The 22039-nt window shown below is 68.5% G+C and carries 25 protein-coding genes and 1 riboswitch; of the genes, 16 read left to right on the top strand and 9 right to left on the bottom strand.

Annotated features, from left to right (window positions below; translation table 11 throughout):
• Positions 1 to 112 precede the first annotated feature (112 nt).
• The gene (locus ABD086_RS03775) at positions 113 to 1693 is read left to right on the top strand and encodes an N-acetylmuramoyl-L-alanine amidase (protein WP_343905776.1); all 1581 of its coding nucleotides are present in this window, start codon (positions 113 to 115) and stop codon (positions 1691 to 1693) included.
• Positions 1694 to 1743: 50 nt separating this feature from the next.
• Here the strand turns inward: ABD086_RS03775 and ABD086_RS03770 are convergent, their stop codons facing one another.
• Genes ABD086_RS03770 through ABD086_RS03760 form a run of 3 tightly spaced genes read right to left on the bottom strand, consistent with a single transcriptional unit; the run spans position 1744 to position 3959 of the window.
• The gene (locus ABD086_RS03770) at positions 1744 to 2694 is read right to left on the bottom strand and encodes a M56 family metallopeptidase (RefSeq protein ID WP_343905774.1); all 951 of its coding nucleotides are present in this window, start codon (positions 2692 to 2694) and stop codon (positions 1744 to 1746) included.
• Positions 2687 to 3034 (bottom strand): BlaI/MecI/CopY family transcriptional regulator, encoded by a 348-nt coding sequence (locus ABD086_RS03765; protein ID WP_343905772.1) that lies wholly within the window; start codon positions 3032 to 3034, stop codon positions 2687 to 2689. The genes ABD086_RS03770 and ABD086_RS03765 overlap by 8 nt, the downstream gene beginning before the upstream one ends.
• A 49-nt stretch (positions 3035 to 3083) precedes the next feature.
• The gene (locus ABD086_RS03760; RefSeq protein WP_343905770.1) at positions 3084 to 3959 is read right to left on the bottom strand and encodes a WD40/YVTN/BNR-like repeat-containing protein; all 876 of its coding nucleotides are present in this window, start codon (positions 3957 to 3959) and stop codon (positions 3084 to 3086) included.
• A gap of 95 nt (positions 3960 to 4054) precedes the next feature.
• On the opposite strand from ABD086_RS03760, the gene ABD086_RS03755 reads away from it, so the two are divergent.
• From ABD086_RS03755 to ABD086_RS03745, 3 genes are read left to right on the top strand one after another with little or no spacing between them, the layout of a single operon-like run.
• Positions 4055 to 4630 carry a TlpA family protein disulfide reductase gene (locus ABD086_RS03755; protein ID WP_343905768.1) on the top strand — a complete coding sequence of 192 codons (576 nt, stop codon included), beginning with the start codon at positions 4055 to 4057 and terminating at the stop codon, positions 4628 to 4630.
• Positions 4627 to 5400 carry a cytochrome c biogenesis CcdA family protein gene (locus ABD086_RS03750; RefSeq protein ID WP_343905766.1) on the top strand — a complete coding sequence of 258 codons (774 nt, stop codon included), beginning with the start codon at positions 4627 to 4629 and terminating at the stop codon, positions 5398 to 5400. Before ABD086_RS03755 ends, ABD086_RS03750 begins: the two co-directional genes overlap by 4 nt.
• Positions 5400 to 5870 (top strand): hypothetical protein, encoded by a 471-nt coding sequence (locus ABD086_RS03745; protein WP_343905764.1) that lies wholly within the window; start codon positions 5400 to 5402, stop codon positions 5868 to 5870. Before ABD086_RS03750 ends, ABD086_RS03745 begins: the two co-directional genes overlap by 1 nt.
• Before the next feature lie 80 nt (positions 5871 to 5950).
• On the opposite strand, the gene ABD086_RS03740 is transcribed toward ABD086_RS03745, so the two are convergent.
• Positions 5951 to 6358, bottom strand: a complete 408-nt coding sequence (locus ABD086_RS03740) for a four-helix bundle copper-binding protein (protein WP_343905762.1) — start codon at positions 6356 to 6358, stop codon at positions 5951 to 5953.
• A 544-nt stretch (positions 6359 to 6902) separates the two neighbouring features.
• On the opposite strand from ABD086_RS03740, the gene lnt reads away from it, so the two are divergent.
• Positions 6903 to 8453: an apolipoprotein N-acyltransferase gene (gene lnt / locus ABD086_RS03735; protein WP_343905760.1), complete on the top strand. Its 1551-nt coding sequence runs from the start codon at positions 6903 to 6905 to the stop codon at positions 8451 to 8453.
• Between the two features lie 268 nt (positions 8454 to 8721).
• On the opposite strand, the gene ABD086_RS03730 is transcribed toward lnt, so the two are convergent.
• Complete coding sequence (locus ABD086_RS03730) at positions 8722 to 9411, bottom strand: C40 family peptidase (RefSeq protein WP_343905758.1); 690 nt, start codon at positions 9409 to 9411, stop codon at positions 8722 to 8724.
• A gap of 88 nt (positions 9412 to 9499) precedes the next feature.
• A riboswitch (cyclic di-AMP (ydaO/yuaA leader) is annotated at positions 9500 to 9654 on the bottom strand.
• A gap of 424 nt (positions 9655 to 10078) precedes the next feature.
• Here ABD086_RS03730 and ABD086_RS03725 point away from each other — a divergent pair.
• From ABD086_RS03725 to ABD086_RS03695, 7 genes are all read left to right on the top strand, one after another.
• A complete protein-coding gene (locus ABD086_RS03725) occupies positions 10079 to 10381 on the top strand; it encodes a hypothetical protein (RefSeq protein ID WP_343905756.1) in 303 nt (100 codons plus the stop codon).
• Between the two features lie 3 nt (positions 10382 to 10384).
• The gene (locus ABD086_RS03720) at positions 10385 to 11080 is read left to right on the top strand and encodes a DUF305 domain-containing protein (RefSeq protein WP_343905754.1); all 696 of its coding nucleotides are present in this window, start codon (positions 10385 to 10387) and stop codon (positions 11078 to 11080) included.
• A gap of 84 nt (positions 11081 to 11164) precedes the next feature.
• A complete protein-coding gene (locus ABD086_RS03715; RefSeq protein ID WP_343905752.1) occupies positions 11165 to 11365 on the top strand; it encodes a hypothetical protein in 201 nt (66 codons plus the stop codon).
• 219 nt (positions 11366 to 11584) lie between these two features.
• Positions 11585 to 12172: a class I SAM-dependent methyltransferase gene (locus tag ABD086_RS03710; RefSeq protein WP_343906447.1), complete on the top strand. Its 588-nt coding sequence runs from the start codon at positions 11585 to 11587 to the stop codon at positions 12170 to 12172.
• A 325-nt stretch (positions 12173 to 12497) separates the two neighbouring features.
• On the top strand, positions 12498 to 13028 hold the full coding sequence (locus ABD086_RS03705) for a DUF3152 domain-containing protein (protein ID WP_343905750.1): 531 nt from the start codon (positions 12498 to 12500) through the stop codon (positions 13026 to 13028).
• A 546-nt stretch (positions 13029 to 13574) separates the two neighbouring features.
• Positions 13575 to 13802 (top strand): hypothetical protein, encoded by a 228-nt coding sequence (locus tag ABD086_RS03700; protein ID WP_343905748.1) that lies wholly within the window; start codon positions 13575 to 13577, stop codon positions 13800 to 13802.
• Between the two features lie 52 nt (positions 13803 to 13854).
• Positions 13855 to 14319, top strand: a complete 465-nt coding sequence (locus ABD086_RS03695; RefSeq protein WP_343905746.1) for a hypothetical protein — start codon at positions 13855 to 13857, stop codon at positions 14317 to 14319.
• A gap of 357 nt (positions 14320 to 14676) precedes the next feature.
• Here the strand turns inward: ABD086_RS03695 and murJ are convergent, their stop codons facing one another.
• The 3 genes from murJ to ABD086_RS03680 are packed head-to-tail and all read right to left on the bottom strand — an operon-like array spanning position 14677 to position 17794.
• Complete coding sequence (gene murJ / locus ABD086_RS03690; protein ID WP_343905745.1) at positions 14677 to 16398, bottom strand: murein biosynthesis integral membrane protein MurJ; 1722 nt, start codon at positions 16396 to 16398, stop codon at positions 14677 to 14679.
• A complete protein-coding gene (locus tag ABD086_RS03685; RefSeq protein WP_343905743.1) occupies positions 16376 to 17371 on the bottom strand; it encodes a M56 family metallopeptidase in 996 nt (331 codons plus the stop codon). The genes murJ and ABD086_RS03685 overlap by 23 nt, the downstream gene beginning before the upstream one ends.
• Before the next feature lie 42 nt (positions 17372 to 17413).
• Positions 17414 to 17794 (bottom strand): BlaI/MecI/CopY family transcriptional regulator, encoded by a 381-nt coding sequence (locus tag ABD086_RS03680; RefSeq protein WP_343905741.1) that lies wholly within the window; start codon positions 17792 to 17794, stop codon positions 17414 to 17416.
• A gap of 95 nt (positions 17795 to 17889) precedes the next feature.
• On the opposite strand from ABD086_RS03680, the gene ABD086_RS03675 reads away from it, so the two are divergent.
• Positions 17890 to 18624 (top strand): GNAT family N-acetyltransferase, encoded by a 735-nt coding sequence (locus ABD086_RS03675; protein ID WP_343905739.1) that lies wholly within the window; start codon positions 17890 to 17892, stop codon positions 18622 to 18624.
• A complete protein-coding gene (locus ABD086_RS03670) occupies positions 18621 to 19415 on the top strand; it encodes a M15 family metallopeptidase (RefSeq protein ID WP_343905737.1) in 795 nt (264 codons plus the stop codon). The genes ABD086_RS03675 and ABD086_RS03670 overlap by 4 nt, the downstream gene beginning before the upstream one ends.
• A gap of 263 nt (positions 19416 to 19678) precedes the next feature.
• On the opposite strand, the gene ABD086_RS03665 is transcribed toward ABD086_RS03670, so the two are convergent.
• Positions 19679 to 20263, bottom strand: coding sequence for a TetR/AcrR family transcriptional regulator (locus tag ABD086_RS03665; protein ID WP_343905735.1), 585 nt, complete (start codon positions 20261 to 20263; stop codon positions 19679 to 19681).
• Positions 20264 to 20349: 86 nt separating this feature from the next.
• On the opposite strand from ABD086_RS03665, the gene ABD086_RS03660 reads away from it, so the two are divergent.
• Complete coding sequence (locus ABD086_RS03660) at positions 20350 to 21786, top strand: hypothetical protein (RefSeq protein WP_343905733.1); 1437 nt, start codon at positions 20350 to 20352, stop codon at positions 21784 to 21786.
• Entirely contained in the window at positions 21783 to 21974 is a 192-nt protein-coding gene (locus ABD086_RS03655) for a hypothetical protein (protein WP_343905731.1), read from the top strand. Before ABD086_RS03660 ends, ABD086_RS03655 begins: the two co-directional genes overlap by 4 nt.
• Positions 21975 to 22039: the final 65 nt, after the last annotated feature.

Raw genomic sequence — 22039 nt, 5'->3', positions numbered from 1 at the left:
TGGGATCGCCTTGGCCGGAGCAGGCGCTGCGGCGGTCAGGCTGACCTCCGCTGGCAGCGGTCGGGTTCGTCCTGATGGCGCGCTTGAGCTCTCGACCCACGTCCAGCAGGGAATGGACACTCTCGAGGTGCCGGTGTCGACGGCGGGCGTGCGGAGCGTCGGCCCGTCCACGTGGCGCTCGGGGCAGCTGCCGGCGACGCCCTTCACCATGGTCGGCTTCGTCTGGTCCGCCGCGGCCACGCGGACGCCCAAGGTGCAGGTGCGCACCCGCAAGGACGGCCAGTGGAGCCGGTGGTGGCCACTGCCGACCGCTCACGCACTGCCCGGTGCCGCGACGAGCGACCACACCGGAACCGAGCTGGTGTGGGTGGGCCGCTCCGACGGCATCCAGTTCGAGATCGCCGGGGTCCTCGCCCCGGCGATGAAGCTGGTCCTGCTCTATCCGAAGCCGCTGGCCAGCGACGGGTCGATCCCGGAGGTGGGTCCCGCCGGAGCCGAGCTCCCCTCCACGCTGATGTCCGGGCCGGCCACCCCAACAGCACGGCTGCGGCCGCAGATCTTGTCGCGTGCCGAGTGGGGCGCAGACGAGAGCTGGCGCGACGGGGAGCCGAGGTACAACCACGCCTTCCAACAGGTTCATGTCCATCACACGGCCAGCAGCAACAACTACGAGCGAGCGGACGTCCCGGCGATGATCCGCGGCATGTACCGCTACCACACCTACAACCTGGGCTGGTCGGACCTGGCGTACAACTTCCTGGTCGACCGCTTCGGCCGGGTGTGGGAGGGGCGAGCCGGGGGAGTCAGGCGTCGCGTGCGGGGTGCTCACACCCTCGGCTTCAACGCCACCTCCGCCGGCGTGGCGGTGATCGGCAACTTCGAGATCGGTCAGGCCGGGCAGAGAATCACCGACGCCGTCGCCAGCGTCGCCGCCTGGAAGCTGAGCCGCTGGGACGGCGATCCGCTCGGCACGGTCCGAGTGACCTCGAAGGGAAGCGATCGCTTCGCGCCGGGGAGAACCGTCTCGCTGCCCGTGATCGACGGCCACCGCGACACCAACCAGACCGCCTGCCCCGGCAGCCACCTGTACGCGCAGCTCCCCACCATCAGGCGCCGAGCGCGAGTGCTCATGGACGATGCAGCCAATACGATGCTCAAGGTCCTCGAGCCCGGCACCGTCAGCGGCACGCCCGAGGTCGGCCAGACCCTCACGGCGTCGCCCGGCCGGTTCGACGCATCGGGTGCGACGGTCACCTACACGTGGCTGCGAGACGGCCAGGTCATTCCGGACGCCGCGGGTCGCACCTATGTCGTCTCCGGCTCGGACTTCCGAGCACAACTGGCGGTTCAGATCACCGCTGTTGCTGACGGCCGCTTTCCGGTCAACCAGGTCATCCCTGTCAGCGGCGCGATCGTTGCGCAGCCGCGTCTCCGGGTCACTGCCACGACGATCGAGCGCCGGGCACGCGTTGTCGTCACGGTCCTCCCACCGGCGGGCGTTACTGCCATCCCTGCCGGAGACGTGGTGGTTCGGCTCGGGAAGCGAGAGAAGATTCGGACTCTGGTCGACGGCGCCGCGAGCGTGCGCTTCCTGCGGCTCCGGCCCGGCCTCAAGGCCATCACCGCTTCCTACGGCGGTGGGGGCGGGTTCAAGCCCGCATCGGGGAGCACGAGCGTCACCGTGGGGAGTTAGGACGGCCACGCGTTCTTGTACCTTCCGCGCCGACCCCTGGGGGAGTCGGCTCACGCCATTCGGCAGATGCCTTCCCACGCGATGGCCACGGCGGGAGCGGCAGCCAGCGCCAGCGGGACGATCACCGCTGCGGCGATGCCGAAGCCAGCGACCGCCGCCGCGCCCAGGGGCAAGCGCCGCGGCCGGCCGCTCAGTCGGGACAGCCGGGCTTCGACGTCCTGGGCACTGGCAGCCAATGTGCCCGCCGGCGCGGGGAGGCACGCGAGCCGTGCCAGCGCATCGTGAAGCGGGCCAGGGCCGACACGGCGACGGGCGCCATCGTCGGCGCACAGCTCCGCGTAGAGCCGTACGAGCGGCATGGCCGCGCGGAAGGCGGGGAAGAGCGGCGCGAGCGTCCCGAACAGCGCACGACAGGCGACCAGCGCCGTGTGGTGCCGCTGACGAAGATGGGCGTGCTCGTGCGCCAGGACGGCGTCGAGCTCGCCTGGCCCGAGCGTGGCGAGCAGGCCGCTGGTGAGCACGATCCGGTGCCGTCGCCCGCCGATGCAGAAGGCGTAGGGCGTCTCGTGCTCGACAACCAACGCCCCCGCTACGACGTCGCGTCGGCCGACCAGGTCGAAGGCGGCGATGCGTGCGGTGCGCTCCCGGCGATCCGACACCGACGCCTGGACTGCGCACCACGCGGTCCGTGAGATCAGCATCAGGAACAGCGTCAGGCCGAACAGCGCGGTGAGTGTGCCGCCGGGGGAGGCGTAGCTGTGACGCAGATTCTCGGCGCACAGGCTGAAGAGCTTGGCCAGGTCGGCGCTGACGTGGGGGAAGGAGATGGCGAGCGCGAGGCCGGCCGCTGCGAGGGACAGCAGTACCGACACGGCTAAGGCCTGCCACGCGGCGATCGCCAGGCGGGGGGCCAGGGACGGCCAACGGGCGTCGCGCAGCCACCCGGCGCCGAGCGTTCCGGCGACTGCGGCGTACGTCGCCAGCAGGAGCGCGCTAATCACCGAGTGCCCGCTTCAACTTCTTGACCTCGGCCGCGGACATGGTGTCGAGGAATCGCAGCAGCGTGACCGAGGTGTCGCCACTCCCGCTGAGCAGCTCGTGCATCAGCTCGGCGGTGTGCGCGGCGCGGTCCTTGGTCGGCCAGTACCGGAACGCCCGTCCCTCACGCTGTCGGCTCACGACTCCCTTGCGGTGCAGGTTGTCCATGACCGTCATCACCGTGGTGTAGGCCAGCGGCGGGTCCCGGTCGATCCGCTCGAGGACGTCGCGAACTGTCAGCGGCTCGTCTGCCGTCCACAGGTGGTCCATGACCACGGCCTCGAGGTCCCCGAATGGGCGCATTTTCGTCTGACTCCTCTTCCTCATTCCCGCCGACGGGCAGGCGACCCTGCTAGGGCAACGGGTTCCACTTGGATCCGACCTGCTCGTACACGGTGGCACGATCGCCGTCGAGTGCTGCGACGACGAGCTTGCCGTCAGCAGTGTAGAAGGCCGCGCTGGTGTCGTCGGGAATCGTGGCTTGGGTCCAGGTCGCGCCTGCGTCGGTGCTGGCCTGTGCGTCGCCCATGCCGACAACGAACAGACTCTGTCCGCCCTCGTCGACGGCCACGGACATCGACCCCATGCCGCTGCCCATCGCGGCCCAGGTGCGCCCGCCATCGGTGGTCTTGACGGCGCCGTCCTGCATCGACGGTGCGATCGCGACGTCCGGGTTGGACGGATCGACCCACATCGTGCCCATGAAGTCAATGCCCTGCGAGCTGCCCTGCTCGAAGGTCGTCCCGCCGTTGGTGGACACTAGGACGCCCGCCTGGGGCGAGGCCACGTAGACCACGCTGTCCGAAGCGCCGAGGCCGTGAACGTCGGAGACAGGCAGGCCGGGGACCGTGTCGAATGTCAAGCCGTCGTCGGTAGAGGCGTACAGGCCCTCGTGCCCGCCAGCCAGCACCTTGTCGCCGGACTGTGCCCAGCCCATGACGTCCTTGTCGTCGAGCGACTTGATCTGCGTCCAGCCTCCGGCGGGGTCGCGGTACCCGGCTCCGCCGTGGCCACCGACAAACAGGCGGCCGCCAGCCTCCCCGACCGCATGCAGGTCGCCGCCGACCACGGGCCCCGAGTTGCTGGCACCGCTGGAGCCGCTGCTGGAGCGCTGGTTCAGGTACGTGCCCACCGCGATCACGAGAATGGCGACGATGAGAAGCGGCACCACGACCTTTCGGGCGCGAGGCGAAAGGCCGAAGATGCGATCGCTGCTGGGGCGGGTCATGCGAGTCCTGTCCTGTAGGTGCCCCGGTTTCTCGGCGCCGGGCTTCCGCCGTACTATCCACTACGCAAGATAGTAGATTCTCGAAGGGTGAGGGAATGCGGCGCAAGGCGCGCACGATCGTGGTGGTCCTCGTCATCGCGGCGACCGTTGGCGTCGGCTTGTGGCAGCTCCGCGAGCTCCGGTCGGAGGCTCGCAACACGGACGCCGGGGGAGGCGGGCTGACGCTCTACTCGGGAGACGACGGCATTCCCCTCCCGGACATCGAGGGCAAGACCATCACCGGCGAGACCCTGTCGCTCGAAGATCTCAGAGGTCATGTGCTCGTCCTCAACGTGTGGGGCTCCTGGTGCGCGCCCTGCCGTGCCGAGGCGCCGGACCTTGCCAAGATCTCGAAGGAATCCGCTCCGCGGGGCGTCCGGTTCGTCGGCATCGACGTGCGCGACAACCCTGCGGCCGGTCGGGCCTTCGAGCGCGAGTTCGGGATCACCTATCCCAGCTTCGACGACCAGAACGGACTCGTGCTGGCGTCGTTCACCGGCATCGTGCCGGTCAGCGCTGTCCCCTCGACCCTGGTCATCGACCGCGACGGCATCATTCGCGCCCGCAACATCGGCCGCATCGACGCCAGCACGCTGCGCGGCCTGATCGAGGACACGGAGAAGCTCGGATGACCCACGCGCTGTCCATCGGGACGACGGTCGCCTACGGGCCGCTCCTGATCGCCCTCCTCGTCGCGATGGTCGCAGGCACGGTCTCCTTCCTCAGCCCGTGCTGCCTTCCCTTGGTCCCTGGCTACCTCGCCTACGTCACCGGCGCCGCGGGCGCCGACGCCGCGGGCGATGTCCGCGTCCAGACCCGGTCGACCGCAGTGGTGGGGACAGCGCTCTTCGTCCTCGGGTTCGCCGCGGTGTTCACCAGCTATGGCGCCCTCTTCGGCACGCTCGGCGGCACCCTGATCCGACATCAGGATCTGCTCATCCGAATCCTCGGGGTCCTGACGATCTTCCTGGGCCTGATGTTCGCGGGCGCGCTGGGAGCCGTGCCCGGCTTGTCACGCACCTTCCGGCTCGGCTACCAACCCAAGGTCGGTCTCGCCGGTGCTCCGGTACTCGGAGTGATGTTCGGCATCGGCTGGACCCCCTGCATCGGACCGACGCTGGCAGCGGTGCTCTCCCTGGCGACCACAAGTGGCACGGCCGGCCGCGGGGCCCTTCTGTCGTTCGCCTACAGCCTCGGGCTCGGGATCCCGTTCCTCCTTGCGGCCTTGGGCATCAGCCGCGCCTTCCGTGCCTTCGCCTTCGCCCGGAAGCACGCGCGCGCCGTGATGCGGATCGGTGGGGCCATGCTGGTGACCCTTGGCGTCCTGGAAGTTACCGGCATCTGGAGTGCCTGGCTGGCGAGTCTGCGGACGTTGATCGGCACCTGGCAAGTGCCCCTGTGATGCGCGCCCGAGCCGCTCTGTTCCTGCTGCGGCACCCCATGGTTGCCGTCACGGTGGTGCTCGCCTTGTTCGCTGCGGCCGCGTTCGGTGCGTCGATGGCCTTCTCGCGGAATTCACCGCCCGCGGCTCCTCCTCCAGGCGGTAGCGATGCGCTGGTAGCGCCCTACACGCTGCCGCCGCCCACGGAGTCCCTCAGCAGCACCGAGGTCGAGCCCGCGCATCGGGCACTGCATGCTCTCGGCCGCGCGTGCAAACGCACGCCTGCGCGACGGGACCGCGGCCGCGTGCTGCAGCCGCTTAGGGTCATCGAGAACTTCGCGTCAAAACACCCCCACGCTGGCTTCACCATCGATGACGAGTCCGGCACGACACTGGCGCTGCTCATCGTTGTCCGGAGCGAACTGGAGGCCTGCGACCCCGCCCTGCTTCCGCGGATTGACGCACTAATCCCGTCGAAGTACCGGTCGTGATAGCTGCATTTGCAGTTGCCGCGGCGGCGGGTGATGTGCCGCGCGACAGTAGAGGGTTCCTTGCTGAGCCCCGGCTCGATTCAGTCGAGGTCGGCCAGCAGGTCTCGGCAGGCTTGCTCACATGCGCGGCACGCTTCGGCGCAGACACGGCAGTGCTCGTGCATCTCGGCGTGGCGGGTGCACTCGTCGCCGCAGCTCTTGCAGGCGGTGGCGCACGCCTCCAGGAAGGTCCGGGTGATGTTGGCGTCGTAGCCGGTGTGCCGCGACAAGATGTTGGCGGTCGCGGAGCATGCGTCGGCGCAGTCGAGGTTGCTGCGCACACACTTGGTCAGGTCGGCGACGTTGTCCTCGCTCAAGCAGGCGTCCGCGCAGGCCGTGCAGGCCTGAGCGCATTCGATCAGACTCTGGATCGTCTGGGTGAGCTTGGCGGTGTCGATGCCGCCGAGGTCCTTGGGATAGGTCTTCAGCATCTGCTCGACGGTGTGCACGGAACTTCCCCTCGTCGAATGGCGCTGGCGAACACGGACCGGGTGGCCCGCTCCCGCAGCGGTACCCGTAAGGGTGCGGCGTATTACGGCAGCACGCCTGTCGGTCCCGGCTCCGGGGATCAGTGGCCGGCCAGATCGACCCGGACCCCCGGGCCTGCTGGACATCATCGGCGCGGACATCACCGGCGCGGGGGACGCTCGGAGCTGTCCCGGGTCGGTCGCACACGTTCCGCCTCGGCGAGGGCAGCCTCGCTCGCGACCCCGATTGGCACGGTCGACTGCGGGGAGCTGCTGTGGTTCGCCTGTAGCGTCGGTCTCGGGACCGCTATCGAGGCGGCGCCACCATCGACGACGGGCCTGACAACAGGCTCGTCGTCGCTCATCGTGCTGCGGTCTGAGCGTCAAGAGCGCGAGGCTTTCCCTTCAGCCCAGTGTCAGAGCACTGATCGTGGGGAGTAGGGGTGCTGCTAAGAACGCTGTCACCAGCCGCAGACGAGGGGCGTTCGGGGAGCGGTCCGTTGTCCCGGCTGTCGTACGAACCCGGATGACTGCCGAGGTCGTCGCTGACAGCGGCGTAAACGTCTCCGAACTTCCAGCCCGCGGCTGGCGTGCTGCCCGCGCCCTGGCTCCCGTCGGTCTGGGGGCGCTGCTCGGGGCGGCGTTCGAGCCCTTGGCCGTGCCCTACGTGATTCCGGTCTGCATCGCGGGACTCGCGCTCACCCTGAGGGACATCACCGCGTGGCGCGCTGCCCGCCGCGCGACCGTCTTCGGCATCGCCTTCATGCTCACCACGCTCGCGTGGTTGTGGCCCTCGATCGGCATGGGCGCATGGCTCGCGCTGAGCCTCGTCCAGGGGCTGTGGTTCCTTCCCCTCGGCTGCGGGCTGGTTCTCGTCCGCCGGCTGCGTGCGTGGCCCGTGTGGAGTGCCGCGCTCTGGTCGGCCGTCGAGGTGCTCCGTGGGGAGTGGCCGTTCGGCGGCTTCCCGTGGAGTCGTCTCGGGATGGCCGTGGTGGACACGCCTTGGGCGCAGCTGCTGCCACTCGTTGGCATCGGCGGCACCAGTCTGCTGCTCGCTCTCCTCGGGTTTCTCCTCGCCGCGGTGCTCGAGTCTGCGACTTTGCGCGTCCCGTCGCGCAGGTGGGCGGTCGTCCTCGCCGCGGTGTTCGCGCTGACGGTCTTGCCGGCCGTACTGGCCGAGCTGGTCGACAGGTCTCGAACCGTGACCGTCGCGATCATCCAGGGCGGTGTCCCGGGCGACGGGAAGGATCTGGTCGCCCATCACCGTCAGGTCACCCGCAGCCAGCAGGTGGCCACCCAGCTGCTGGCATCCCGCGTGCGGGCGGGGGAGGAACCGGCGCCGGACCTGGTGATCTGGCCCGAGAACTCGACCGCCGTGGACCCGTTCGGCGACCCAGAAGCACGAAACGCGATCGAAGCCTCCGTCGAGGCGATCGGGCGACCGATCCTCGTCGGGGCGATGGTGGATGATGCGGACCCACGGCGCGTCCTCAACCAGGGGATCGTCTGGGATCCCGCTACGGGGCCGGGGGAGCGGTATACCAAACGTCACCCGGTCCCGTTCGGGGAATACATCCCCTTCCGGAGTGTCCTCGGGCGCATCAGTCCGCGGCTCGCCGAGATCCCGCGCGACATGATCGCAGGCGGGCCGCAACCGCCTGTTGAGGTTGCCGGGACATCGGTGGCGATGGCGATCTGCTTCGACGTGGCCTTCGATGACGTGCTGCCCGAGCAGGTTCGTGAAGGCGCCGACCTGGTCGTCGTTCAGACCAGCAACGCGATGTTCACCGGCACGGCTCAGCGCGCCCAGCAGTTCGGCATCTCGCGGGCCCGGGCCCTCGAGACCGGACGCAGCGTGGTCGTCGCCTCCACGAATGGGATCAGTGGCGCGATCGGTCCCGACGGCTCGGTGGTGACCCAGAGCCGCACGCGGGGCACCGAGGTGCTGGTGGCCGACGTCCCCCTCGCCTCCGGTGAGACCGTCGCGGTGCGGATGGGACCGATGGTCAGCGGCGGGTCGCTCCTGGTTGCGCTGGGTGCCGTTCTCGTCGGTGTGCGCCGGTGTCGGGCCCGCTGACTCTGGGGTGCGCGCTCTTACTTGTTCAGCGTGCGCTTGAGCTGTACGGCGCGGCCACAGGCGACGCGATCGTACGGGTCTGGTGGGGCACCGACGTTGTGGGTCCGTCTTCCCTTCGGTGACTGGCTGCAACGGAGAGGCGCGTCGCTGCCCGTGCCTCCCAGCCCTCTCTCGGACTGGGAGGCAGCGACAGCAGCGTCGGGTGGCCTGCGATGACCAGGCCGGTTCAGACCTGCGTTTCTGCGCCGCCCAAGTGCCGGGCGCGGCCTCAGAAGCGACCGTAGGAGCGGGCGACGTCCCAGATGGGCGCGTAGCGCACCTGGCCGCCCGAGGCAGGCGCCTCCCAGACCATGCCGTCGCCGGCGTAGATCGCCACGTGCGATACCGACCCGCCGGGCGAGTAGAAGATCAGGTCACCCGGGCGCAGGTCGTCGCCCGAGACCGGCGTCGCCGCTGCGGCCTGCTCCGACGAGGTTCGCGGGATCGACTTTCCTGCCTGCGCGAAGACGTATTGGGTGAAGCCCGAGCAGTCGAAGCCCGACGGGGTCGAGCCGCCGTAGACGTACGGGACACCTTCGAGTTGGCTCGCCTCGGCCAGGAGCTTCTGTGTGAAGCCAGTCGCATGAGCGGCCGATCCTCCGCCATCGCTCGAGGTGGGAGCTGCCTGGCGGGCGGATCCACCGCTGGTCCGCAGGGTTTGGCCGGGGTAGATCAGGGCGGGGCTGGAGATGACGTCGCGGTTGGCCGTGTAGAGGTCTCGCCATGTGCTGCCGACGTTCTGCGCGATCGAGCTGAGGGTGTCGCCGGACTGCACCGTGTAGGTGGAGTGCGCACTGGCGGGGCTCGTCAGGGCGGGGGCGGCAACCAGGCCGGCGGCGATGGTGCCGGTCGCCAGGGCACGTAGCCCGCCGCTGCGCTGGCACTCGGCACGGTGCCTGCCGGTAATGGCGCGGGGCACCAGGGTGGTGTCGCTACCCGCTCCGCGGGGGGCACGGTGCCGTCCCGGCCGGGGCTGTTCGGTACGAATGGGCGTGGGTACGAAAGACATGGATCCTCCGGACGCCTACGAAGTTAGCTGTCGGGTTCGGGCCTGGAGGTGCCCGGCCGCTCTGGGCGGCTTCACCCCGGAGGCGCCCGTCCTGCAGGCGCCAAAGTTGGGTTCTCCGCACCCGCCGTCGTCAACTGAAGGCAACGCACATCCAGCGCGGCGGGTCTCGGCGACGCCAGAGGTGCACCCGCCGGTTGGCGAGTCCTACGCACGGTAGTAGATGCGTCCTTGCCGCACAAATGTCACACCGCGAGGCAGCCAGGCATGGGCCAGATCGTGGAGTTGCTCGCAGCCGTCGCTCGCAGCCGTCCAAGGTCCGGCTCTCGACCGGGTACCGGCCCGCCGCACCCACCGCTCTCTGTCTCAGTTTGAGCTTCAGGGATGGTGGGTGAAGCATCGCTACCTGTGTGGACGGCCGGGGAATCGTCTTCAGGCCAGTGGGTCGACCCGACCAGTGCACGCGAGGTGACGGCCTTGCTCGGCCAATGACGCCGGCCTCACCGGCGGCCGCCTGCTATTGGGTGTAGCCCTCGGGAGCGGCGGCGAACTGCTGCGCGCAGGTCAGTGAGCAGAACCAGTGCTCGCGGTCATCGTGTCGGAGGAAGTCAGCGGCTGTGGCGTGGGCGACCCACATGCGGCACACGGGATCGACGCTGCCGGCCTGCCGGGCGGGGGAGAGCGAGATCGCGAAGAGCTCTTGGGGTTCGGCAACGTTGCGGAGTTCGAAGGTTCCGAGGGATGCGACGCCACGGCCGGCGGTGCGTGCCGCGTCCGCGACCACACGAGTCGCGAGGGTCTGTCCACCTCCTGCCTGACCCGCGACTCGCGCGGCAAGGTTGATCGCGGCTCCGAACATGTCTCCTGCGCGCTCGACCGCTGATCCATGGTGAAGGCCGGCACGCGCCAGCGGGCAGCCGTCGAGTTCGGCTGTGGCCTCCAGTACGCGTTCCACCAGGTCCAGGCCGGCGGTGGGATCGGGAGAATCAAGCGGAAGCTCGCCGCCGCAACACTGGTCGTCGCCGGAACGCTGACTCTCGCCGCGTGCGGAGGCGGGATGGACGGCATGAACATGGGCGACGACTCGTCGTCGAGTCCGTCCGCCACCGCGGACGCGTCGGCTGAGTTCAACGACGCCGACGTCACCTTCGCCAGCCACATGATCCCGCACCACCAGCAGGCCGTTGAGATGGCTGAGTTGGCCGATACCCGCGCGCAGAGTCAGGAGGTCAAGGACCTGGCCGCCCAGATCAAGCGCGCCCAGGGCCCCGAGATCGAGCAGATGACCGCGTGGCTCGATGCCTGGGGCCAGCCTGCGCCGTCGGACATGGGCGGGATGGACATGGGCGGATCGATGCCAGGGATGATGAGTGAGGACGAGATGGGCCAGCTCGAGGGAGCCTCGGGCGCGGAGTTCGACCAGATGTTCCTCACGATGATGATCAGCCACCACCAAGGTGCCATCGAGATGGCGAAGACCGAGCAGGCCGACGGGAAGAACGAAGACGCCATCGACCTCGCCGCCCAGATCGAGCGTGCGCAGACCGAGGAGATCGCGACGATGCGTGAACTCCTCAAGTAGTCGACCGCCGGCCCAGAAGATGGAATCTCATCGCTCGACTACTATGCGAAGTAGTAATCTCTTCTGAATGGTGGAGGACCCCCGATGCCGGACCTGATCTACCTGCTGGCCGTGCTCGTCTGCCCGATCACGATGGGCGCCATGATGCTGATGATGATGCGCGGCAGCCAGCGTCGCCCCTCCCAGGCGAGCCCGGATGAGGTCGCGCGCCTGCGGGCCGAGGTCGATGAACTGCGCGCTCACGCCGGCGCGGAGCAACCCCAGGCAGGACCCGTGCAGCGGTGAGCGAGCTCATCGTCCCGCTTGCCGTCCTCGCCGCGTCGGGAACGATGACCTGGTTCTGCTGCGTGCGTCCGGTGTTCAGGGCGCGCTCCGCTGCCGCCAGCGGCGAGCGGTTCGAACTCTCCAACTGCTGTGCACCCGGTTCCCACGTTCCGGGTCCGCCCCAAGCGCCCGGCGACATCGCCGGGAGAGGCTGAGGCAGGGGCCTGGGTCGTGCCGGTGATGTCGGGGCTGGAGAGCGCCTTCTGCCGCAGCGCGCCGTGGCGGTGGTTCGCCCGGCGCGCGGTGTTGCCATGGGCTCTGTGTGGCCGGTCGCTGAGCGGTGAGGTTCTCGAGATCGGTGGGGGGAGTGGCGCGATGGCCGCCGGCGTCGCCAGCTCGTTCCCGCACATCCAGTTGACGACGATCGATCTCGACGCGGACATGGTCAGGGCAGCGCGGTCCGCCCTCGGCGGCCATTCCAACGTGACCGTCGGTGCCGCGGACGTGACCGCGCTGCCGTTCGACGACGGCTCCTTCGACACCGTCACGTCCTACCTGATGCTGCACCATGTCATCGCCTGGAAGGACGCCCTGCGCGAGGTTGCACGCGTACTGCGACCGGGTGGCGCCTTCGTCGGATATGACCTGACCAAGAGGCGCCTCGCTCGCGCACTCCACACCGCAGACCGCTCGCCGCACCACATCATTGCGCCGGAAGAGCTCACCCTGGGCCTCCGGAATGCGGGTTTCCTCGAGGTCGACGTCCGTCCGACCCTCGCCGGGCATGTGATGCGGTTCCGGGCGGTCACGACCGACGACCCCGCATGAACAGGCAACACCGCGTGGGTGATCCAACGAGCGGCAGGCACCGTGCGGCAGCAGCCGGGAAGCGGCGAGCGAAGCGATCGGCACTCAGGCGCTGGACCCCTCCCATCGTCGCCGGGCTGGCGGCCGGGGTGCTGACCGGCACGGTGGTCGTCGCCGGGATGAGGGGCACTTCCGGGACCGAGGTCGCGCTGGACAGTGCCGACCAGCCTCCTCCGACGACGACAACTACGACCGCAGCCCGACAAGGCAGGCATCCGTTCCGCCGCCGAGGGTAGAGGTCCAAGGAGATGCCGGGAACTCCGTCCGAACCAACGTTCCGGTGCGGGTGCCCGAGGTGGGCAGCGGAAACTTCGACATCGCAAAGGGGGCCTCGAACCCGACGGGATCCGGCGCAACCGTCACCTACAGCGTTGGAGTTGAGGGCGGTCTTCCCATGCCCACGGCCGTCGTAGCGCGCATCGTCGACCGCGTCCTTGCCGACCCACGCGGATGGACGGCGGTCGACGGGCGAGCGGTGCAGAGAGTCGACAGCGGTGCGACGATCCAGGTCCGGCTCGCCACCCCGGAGACGGTGGACTCGCTGTGCGCACCGCTGGACACCGGCGGGCGACTCTCCTGCCGGGTGGGGGAGTCCGTCGTTCTCAACGCGTGGCGATGGGTCCACGGCGCCGACTCCTACGGCGACGACCTGAAGGCCTATCGGAGCTACATGGTGAACCACGAGTTCGGCCACGCGCTCGGCTACGCCCATGAGGACTGCGGCTCGCCAGGCGAGCTGGCGCCCGTCGTGGTGCAGCAGACCAAAGGCCTCGACGGCTGCCGGGCCAACCCCTGGCCTGCGGTCACGCATGCGTGATCAGGCCTGTACCAGCGGGAGAAACGGAAAGCGGTCAACCAGTGCTACTCGTACGTCGCCTCCTCGCAGTGCTCTTGGGTGTTCTTACCCCTTCCGTGGGCCGCCCTCGTCAAGGCGAGTCAGCGGGGAAGGATTTGGAATGAAGAGCCGCCCCAACGTCTCAACCGAGGCCCTTCGGCCCACCGACTGAAGCTGTTCGTGTTGATCGCGGCGGGAGTCCTGGTCGTGAGCCTGGTCGTCGCTGGGCTGATGAGTTCCGGGACTGCGGTTCTCGGCCTCGTTTCCATCGGCGTGATGGTGGGTGTGATGTACGTCCTCACCAAAATTGAAAGCCACTGACCGGCGGAAATGAGGTGGCCAGGACGGAGGAGTCTAACGGCTCCAACGACGCCGCGATCCAACTCGCTCGGCAGATCGATACCGCCCAGGTGGCGGAGATCGCCATCATGGAGGACCTGCTCGGCCGAGCGGCCGGCAGCGCGGCGAGGTGTGCACCTGGCGCGCGGGCTACTATCAGGCTTAGTTGAGTGGATGGGAGGCTGGGGCGTGACGTGGTGGCAGATTGTGCTGGTCTTCGTCGGCATTCCCGCTGCGATGTTCGTCACCGTCGCCGCGTTGGTGTTCCGCTTCGCAACCGCGCGCGTGCCGGACGGGCTTGCGCGCGCGGCCCAGGACACCGGGCCGGGGGCCGACCACCGTGAAGTCAGTGAGGAAGCCGCTTCCGCGGCCGAGCCGGCCTCGGGAGAGCCCGAGCAACAGCCGGCCGCCGAGTGAATCCGCGGGACCCATATCCCGTGCTTGTGATCGATGAGATGAGGAGAGAAACGTGCTCCGACGTACCCTGATCGGGACCCTCGCCGCGATCGCGGTAGCGCTTGTGATCGGTATCCCCACTGGCATTATCGAAACGCCCTGGTACACCCGGATGACCCCGGTCCTGTGGTGGAACTACCCGGTCTGGGCATTGTCTTCGATCATGACCGGGGCCCTCGCCGCGACGTACGTCCGCGACCCCGCAGTGCGTGTCCCGCCGACCCAGGGTGGCAAGACCTTCGTAGGCAGTATGCTCTCGCTGTTCGCGGTCGGCTGCCCGATCTGCAACAAGCTGGTCGTGATGGCGCTGGGCGTCACCGGCGCCCTGACCTGGTTCGCCCCGGTGCAGCCGCTCCTCGCCATCGGCTCTCTGGGACTTCTCGGCTATGCGCTGTGGGCCCGACGCCGCGCGACCATCGCCTGCCGCATGCCCGCATCGGCGATTACCCCAGAAGGAAGCCCAACCCGCCGCTCCTGATCGAAAGAAGAGTTCGAGCCAGACCGGGGGACCGAGGTGCTCGTGGCCGAAGTGTCGCTGCCAGCCAGGTCACTTTGGCGATGAGGTCCGGACCGGCCCTGAGCTTCCTCCTGGTCACGAATCGCCGCCGGTGCGACCGCCGTTGGCATCTCACGTGGCTGACCGCGTGAACCTGCGCGCCACCGTGCAGGCGAGGGAGCGGCCCAGGCCCACTGGGTCAGGTCAGGACCGGTGCACTGAGTTCGCGTTCGAGGATCGTGACGCCCATCCCTGGTGGCCCGACACATTCGATCCAGGGGCCGGCACTGTCCGTGCGGGTGAGGAGCCCATCGGCACCGTCTGCGCCACGGCGAGCGTTCACCGCCGTCCCACGAGGCGATGCAATCGGGTGCCCGCCGACGCGGCTCCGGTGATCTCACCAATACCGAGCAGGCGGCCGGCCATGACCGCGACCGTTGAACCAATCAGGAGTACCAACAGAAGCTCAACCCCGGCGCTGATCTTGTCGGCGACGAGCCCCGACTCAAGCGGTCCAGCCACGTTGACGAGTGCCCGGACACCGAACGCGGCCAACGCAACCGCGGCGCTCAACGGCAGGATCCGCATCACAAAGGCGCCGAGCTCCCGGTATTCCGGCCCTCCGACGAGGAGGTCGAGGACGCGCACGGAGGCCGCGGCGCCGATCAGGTAGGCGCCGCTGTACGCGGCGGCTAGGAGCGGCGCAACCGCGGCGTTGCTGATGGCGGTGGTGAGGGTGGCAGCCAGGGCGACATTCGATGCGGCGATGAGGCACTGGACCAAGAAGACGGTCTTGTGTCGTTCGAGGGCGAATAGTCCACGCAGCACCAGATAGTGGACCGTGAACAGCGCGAGTCCGGGCGAGAAGAGGGCCACGGTGTGCGCGAGCGGCCGCAGGCTATCCCGTGCGCCTGCGTAACCCCACAGAATGTCGGCGAGCACCGGCGCGATCACGGGGAGCACAGCACAGATCGGGATGATCACCGACAGCACGCGTTTGATCGCCTGGGTCAGGTGGCTGGCGAGACTGCGCACATCTCCATCCACGCCGAACGCGGCGAGGGTCGGGTTGATCGTCGTAGCCAGGGACACCGTCACGATGGCGTGCGGCACCATGATCAGCAAGAACGCGTTGGAGTAGACGGTGTACCCCGCTCCTCCGCCGGCGCCTTGTGCGGCCTGCATGGCGGCGCCGGCGGAAGCCAGCCGGACGATCAGCACGTAGGCAAGCTGGTTGACGAGCACGAACAGGACCGTCCAGCCGGCCAGTCGGAGGGTGGCGCCAAGACCGCTCCCACGCAGGTCGAAGCGCGGCCGATATCGGATGTCCGTCCTCCGCAGATAGATGAGGAGGATGAGGAATTGCGCCGCGATTCCCAGCGTCGAACCAATGCCGAGCAGAAGCTCCTGCCCGGTCGTGTATGCCCCCCACAACTGCCTGCCTCGGGCGGGGCCATACACGAACAGGTAGGCGCCCAGGACTCCGATCGCGATGGCGTTGTTGGCTATCGGCGCCCACATCATGGGACCGAAGACCCCTCGTGCGTTCAGGATCTGTCCCACCACGACGAACATGCCGTAGAAGAACACCTGGGGGAGGCAGTATCGGGCAAGATCGACGATCGACTCGCGCTGCTCGGTCAGGGCCGAACCGAAGTAGCTGTCATCGACGACGACCCGCAGCAGCACCGGGACGGCCAGGGTCAGCATGAGGGTCACGCAGGCAAGGAACACCGCGGCCAGGGTCAGCACCCGGCTGGCGTAGGCCTGGCCACCATCGTGGTCGTTCTTCATCGACCGCACTAGGTGCGGAACCAAGACGGTGTTGAACACGCCACCCGCTACCAAGATGTAGAGCATGTTCGGGAGCGTGTTGGCGATGGTGAACAGGTCGGCGTGCAGCTGCGCCCCCAGCGCCGCCACGAGCAGGGACGTGCGAGCGAAACCCGTGAGGCGCGACAGCGTGGTTCCCAGCGCGAGCCCAGCCACCTTCCCCAGAACTCCGCCGCTCCCGACCGCCGCTGCGGCGGGCGGAGACTCAGGGATGGTGGGTGAAGTCATCGCTACCCGTGTGGACTACGGGTGATTCGTCATCAGGCCAATGGGCCGACCCGACCAGGCTGATGACGGGCATGGCCGCAGCGATGGCGGGCGCTGCGGCGAAGACGATCGCCGCCGGTAGAAGCATCGCCGCGACTGCCCGGCGCGGCGCCCGGTGTCGGTGATCCAAGAGACGGCGGATGCGGAGTGTTGTGCCTGTCCCGGCCATCGCGAGCCCGACCCGCAAATCGGAGGAGGCCGCGGAGCTGATGTCGAGCAGTGCGGATGCGACCGTGTGCGCGCCGTGCAGGCGCGCGGCCCTGTCGTCCGCGTCGAGTTCGACCAGGAGGCGAACGGCTTGCGGATAGTGTTGGAGCATCCGGGGCAAGCGCAGAGCTGCTGCTACGACCTCGGCGATGAGCACCGTGCGGTGATGGCTTCGGGTCAAGTGTGCGCGCTCATGTTCCAGAGCGGCCTCAAGCTGGTCGTCCGAGAGCAGATCGCGCGCCCCGGTGGTAACCACGATCCGCCTGGCTGAGCCCTTGCCGGGCACGCAGTAAATCATGGGCGTCGGTTCGGGAACGACCGCGACAGGGGCTGCGTCCGGGGCAGCGGTCATATCGGTGCGGTTCGGCACCTTGAATGTGTCGACGGACAGCAGGCGATGTGCCGCGCGGGCCCGCCTCATCCGCCGCAGGTTGGTGAACGCCGAACCCGCCCCGGTGGCGCCGAGTACAAGGAGAACGATCAGGGCCAGGTTCCAAGCCGTGTGCACCTCCTGGGGCCCGGCGTAGGCGGCATGCACCCGGGACTTGTCCGCATGCAGAAGCCAGGAAAGGCTGTGCTCCCATACGTCGTGGGCCGTCAAAGCCAGCCCGACTCCGATCGCCGTCAGCACGGTGAGCGCAAGGCCGTGCCAAACCCACAAAGCAACCGTCGGCGAGCCGATTCGCGACGTGACACGGGCGAGTAGCCGGTCACCGAGCCAGCCCATGCATGCCGCGTACGCCAGGAGCGCTCCCGCCATCAGCACCGGCTACTCCAGTTCCTCAGCCGTGTCGTTCCGCTGCGACTCGGCCAGTGCGGCGCGCAAGGAGTCGGCCTCCGCGATACTGAGCTGCCCGGCGAACCTGAGCAGGGTCGCCGACCGGCTCTCCGCGGAGTTGAGCGCCTGTCGCATCAGTTCGGCGGAATAGTCATCCGCCGAGAGGCAGGCTTGATAGAGGAACGCCCGCCCGCGGCGCACCCGGGTCAGCAGGCCCTTCTCTCGGAGCCTCTCGGCCACCGTGATCACCGTGGTGTAGGCGACTTCCCGCTCCTCGTTCAGGCGATCGACGATGACACGGACCGAGATCGGCTCGCCGTGTTCCCAGACCACACGCATAATCGCGGCTTCCAGATCGCCGAAAGGGCGCATGCCTGCCCTCATGTCACCTCCCGATAGCCCCAACGATTCTACGACACGTAGAACCTGGGCCACCGGCGAACTTCTACACGTCGTAGAATCAACGCATGAACGCCACTCGCCGGCTGTCGCACTCGGAGTCTCGACCACAGTCTGACGATCCCCAGACCCCAGACGACGCACCACCCCACGGGACCACGGCGTTCGAGTTGCGGCGGATGGGCCTGCAGGACCTAACGGTCGTCACGGACATGCACCGGGCCGAGTTCCGCGAGGGCTTCTTCGTCCGGCTGGGTGCTCGGTTTCTCCGCCGGTACTATCGAACCTTCCTGGACGGCCCCCTGGCCACAGCCTTGGTCTGCGAGAAGGACGGAGCGGTCTGCGGATACCTCGTCGGAGTGCTCGACCCAGCACAACACCGGCGGCTCCTGATCCGCCACCACGGCGCCTCCTTAGCCATCAGCGCCTTCGCCAGTTTGATCTGGCGACCAAGACTGGCACTGCACTTCCTTGGCACCCGCGCCGGCCGCTATCTCCGAGCGCTCATCAAGCAAACGCGCGGCGCCGCGGTTACCGCGGAGCCTGCAAAACTCGCTGTGCTCACCTACGTCGCCGTCGATCCATCCGTGCGGGGCCAGGGCGTCGGCTCAGCCCTCGTCGAGCGGTTCCTCGGCGAAGCTGCCGCGGCCGGCCGCACCGCGGTATGCCTAGTGACCGTCGCAGGAGCTGGCGGAGCAGGTGACTTCTACGCATCCCGGGGATGGCTGAATGTCGGCGACGGTCGGCGATCCGACGGTCAGTCGCTAGCGCACTACCAGTTCCTGCTGAAGCGAGAGGCGTGAACGTCATCGCCCGCAACGTCTGGAATCGCTCCGGCTCTCCCTCGTTGCACCCCATTCGCGGGGCGCGACTGTTCGCCATGGTGCTGGCCGTGGCGCTGGTCCTCGCCGCCTGCGCCCGCGCAAGCTCTCCGGAGGAATCGCAGAAGGACAACGGAACCCGCAGCGCCGCGTCGGCAGACGTGGGCGCCGACGCCCAGATTCGGAAGGTGACCCGTCGTCAGTGGGATGCCATGGTCGACGCAGGGATGGTGCGGCCCGAGTGCCCTATCCAGCGGCCAGCGGCTCTGCGGGTCGTCGAGGTCAACCACCTCGACTTCAATGGCGACATCAAGCGCGGCCGTCTCGTCGTCAACGCCGACGTCGCCGAGAGCGTCGCCAGGATATTCAGCGAGCTCTACGATGAGCAGTTCCCCATCCGACGCATGGAGCCGGTCGAGGCGTTCAACGGCGACACGAACCTCAGCCTCGCCGCAGACAACACCTCCGCGTTCAACTGCAGACGAGCCGACCAGATCAACGCTCCATTCGCGGCTTCGCCGCATGCCAACGGCAGGGCGGTCGACATCAACCCTCGCGAGAATCCGTGGCGTGACCTGCGCTGCAAGTGCTGGTTCCCGAGTCCGAAGAACAGGCTGCGGGACGCCGAGCCGGGGAAGATCACGAAGGGAGGAGTCGTGTGGCGAGCATTCCGGGCCGAGGGGTGGATCTGGCAGAACATCGACGTTCCCGACTACATGCACTTCGACACCGGCTATCCCTCGCGGCCATTTCGTGGGGACCAGGGTCGCTGACCAGCGAGGCACGATCTGGCGTTCCGGAGCGAAGCATGCCCCGCGCATTCGGTTCCGCAGTCGAGAGCTGAGTCGATGACGCTCGCAACCAATCCAGCGCGCCCCAACCCGTGTGGCGCCGCCGGGCGTCGACTTCCTGGCGGGCCGAACCGCACATCGCGAGCCCCGGACTCGGAGAGCAAGGAATCAAGGTGGCTTGGCGCAGTCCTCGAATGCCGACGACCAAGTGCGACGCCGGATTCCGGCGTGGAATTGGCGCCTAGCTACCGCGTCTGGTCCTCGCCCTCCGCCGGGTGCTGAAGGCCCGCCATCACCAGGTCGATGATGGCGTCCCGGGTGGGTCCGGGCTTCCACTCGTGTGCCGCTCGCAGATGGATGTAGCCCCAACCAACCAGGTTGAAGAGCACCGTTGCGGTGATCTCAGGCGAGACGGACCGCAGGCTGCCATCGGCCGCTCCGTCACGCAGCAGGCGCTCGAAGGGCTCGGCAAAGACGTCGACGACGAGCGCATCGGCCCCGGGCTGGTGAAAGACCTCCCCGTGCGCGAGGAACAGGCCGGCCAGCAAATGAAGATGGTCGTCGGCCGTGTCGCACAGTGCCTCGAGCGCGGCACGGAGTCGCTCTCGGGCGGTGCCGGCGCCAGCGATCGCGGGCAGGATCGCGCGCCGGTAGGTGTCGGCCGCGTCAAGGGTGAGGGCACCGACCAGTTCGTCGCGCGTAACGCCGCGGCGGTAGATGGTGGCACGCGACATCCCGGCTTCGGCCGCGATCCTGTCGAGGGTCACCTCGTTGAGGCCCCAGCGGCCGATCGCGGCGGCCGTCGCCTCGATCAACGTCCGGTCGATCACACCTTCTTGACTGCGTGACATGCCCTCAGCATAGTTGAGACATGTCCGTCTCATCTATGAGTCTCGATAGTCGCACCGCCGTCCCCGTGAAGCTGGGGTGGATTGTCGCACCGGCTGGCCTCCTGGCCGTGTTCGCAACCTGCTGGGACGAGGCATGGCACACCGACGTCGGTCGCGACACCGCGTGGGCGGCACCCCACCTCCTGCTCTACGGGTCGGTGGGTCTGGTCGGAATCGGCGTCGCGGTCTGGGGACTGCGCGTCCTGGTCGCGTTGCGATCGATCCGCAGCACGCTCACCGAGGTCCCGCTGCTGGCAGCCAGTCTGGGTGCCCTGGGCGCGCTGATTGCCTCGCCCATCGACGCCACGTGGCACGAGGCGTACGGGCGGGACTCGGTGCTGTTCAGTCCGCCGCACATGCTCGTCGTACTGGCCTCGACCGCGCTCGTCCTCGGCGTGCTCGCGGGCCTGCCCACCCAGGCTCGGGCTCTCCGGGCGACCGCTGGCGTGTTGCTGTTCGCGAACGCGGTCGCGGTCGTCTTCGAGTACGAAGCCGACGTCCCGCAGTTCACCGAGATCCTGTACCTGCCGCTGCTGTTGCTCACCGGCCTCGCCGCCGCGTGGGTCGTTGCCAGGGCGGTGCCCCTGCGATTCCCGGTCACCACCGTTGTGATCGGGTACGCCGCGCTCCGGCTGGTGATCGCGGCCGGACTCACGGCGCTGGGCCGAAGCACGCCCGACCTCCCCATCGCGGTGCTCGGCTTTGCCGCCTTCGATCTGCCGTTCCGACACACCGCCCAGCGCGTCACCGCCGCCGCCACGGCAACCTCGACTCTCGCACTCGGGGCCTCCGCCAGCGGCGCAGCCAGCCCGGTCACTGCCGATGTCGCCGTAGCTGCCGTGCCGCTGATCGCGGTGGGCGTCCTGACACTCCTGGCACTTGAACGCCGCAGCCGCACGGCCGTCCTGCCGCTGCTGTTCCTCGCCGGCACCGCCATCTCGGTCCTGCCAGTCGATCGAGCCAGCGCCCACGATCCGGGGCAGGGCGAGCCCGTGGCCAGCAGTCGCATGACGGCAGAGACGGACGCCGCCGGACGGGTCACCGTCACCGTCAACCTCCGCGAGCACTGCAACGACCTCGATCCGCATTCGGTCACGGGTCGCCGCGCGGGCCAGACCATCACGGCCCCACTCGACCCCGCGGGCCAATGCACGTTCCGCGGAGCCTTGACGCTTCCCGAAGACGGCAGGTGGTTCGTCTACTCCGAGTTCACGCACGACGGGAAGGCCGTCGAAGGATGGCTCCCCGTCGAGGTCGGCGAGCCAAGCCGAGTTCAGGCCACCCGCGGGCTCTACCTCCCGGCGGGGGAGGGGGCGGGGACCAACGCCACCCAGATCATCCTCGGAGGCCTCATCTACGCGCTGGGGATCGGGCTCGTCACCGTCGGCCTGCGCGCCACGAGCTCCGGCCGAAGGCTCCCCGCGCGGCAGGCACGAGATGCCACGCTAGGGTTCAGGACGTGAGTGCGAAGCGCATCGTGGGCGGTCTGATCGCGCTGGCAATGCTTCTCGGCGGCGGCTTCCTCGCTCTGGCCGGGATGGGATACGTCGGGAAGTCGAGCGGCGCCAGCACTTCCTGGTCCGTGATCGGCGGGCTACTGGCCGGTCTCGGTGTCGCGCTCGCGATCACGGTGTTCCAACGCCGCCACTGAGGCGACACTCCGTCCCACGACGCGTTCACGATCGACGCAGAGCGGCCTCACCTGGTGCGTGCTGC

Origin of the sequence: Nocardioides aquiterrae (genome assembly GCF_039526625.1) — a bacterium.
GTDB classification, from domain to species: Bacteria; Actinomycetota; Actinomycetes; order Propionibacteriales; family Nocardioidaceae; genus Nocardioides; species Nocardioides aquiterrae.
This window is presented reverse-complemented; position numbering and strand designations above follow the sequence as displayed.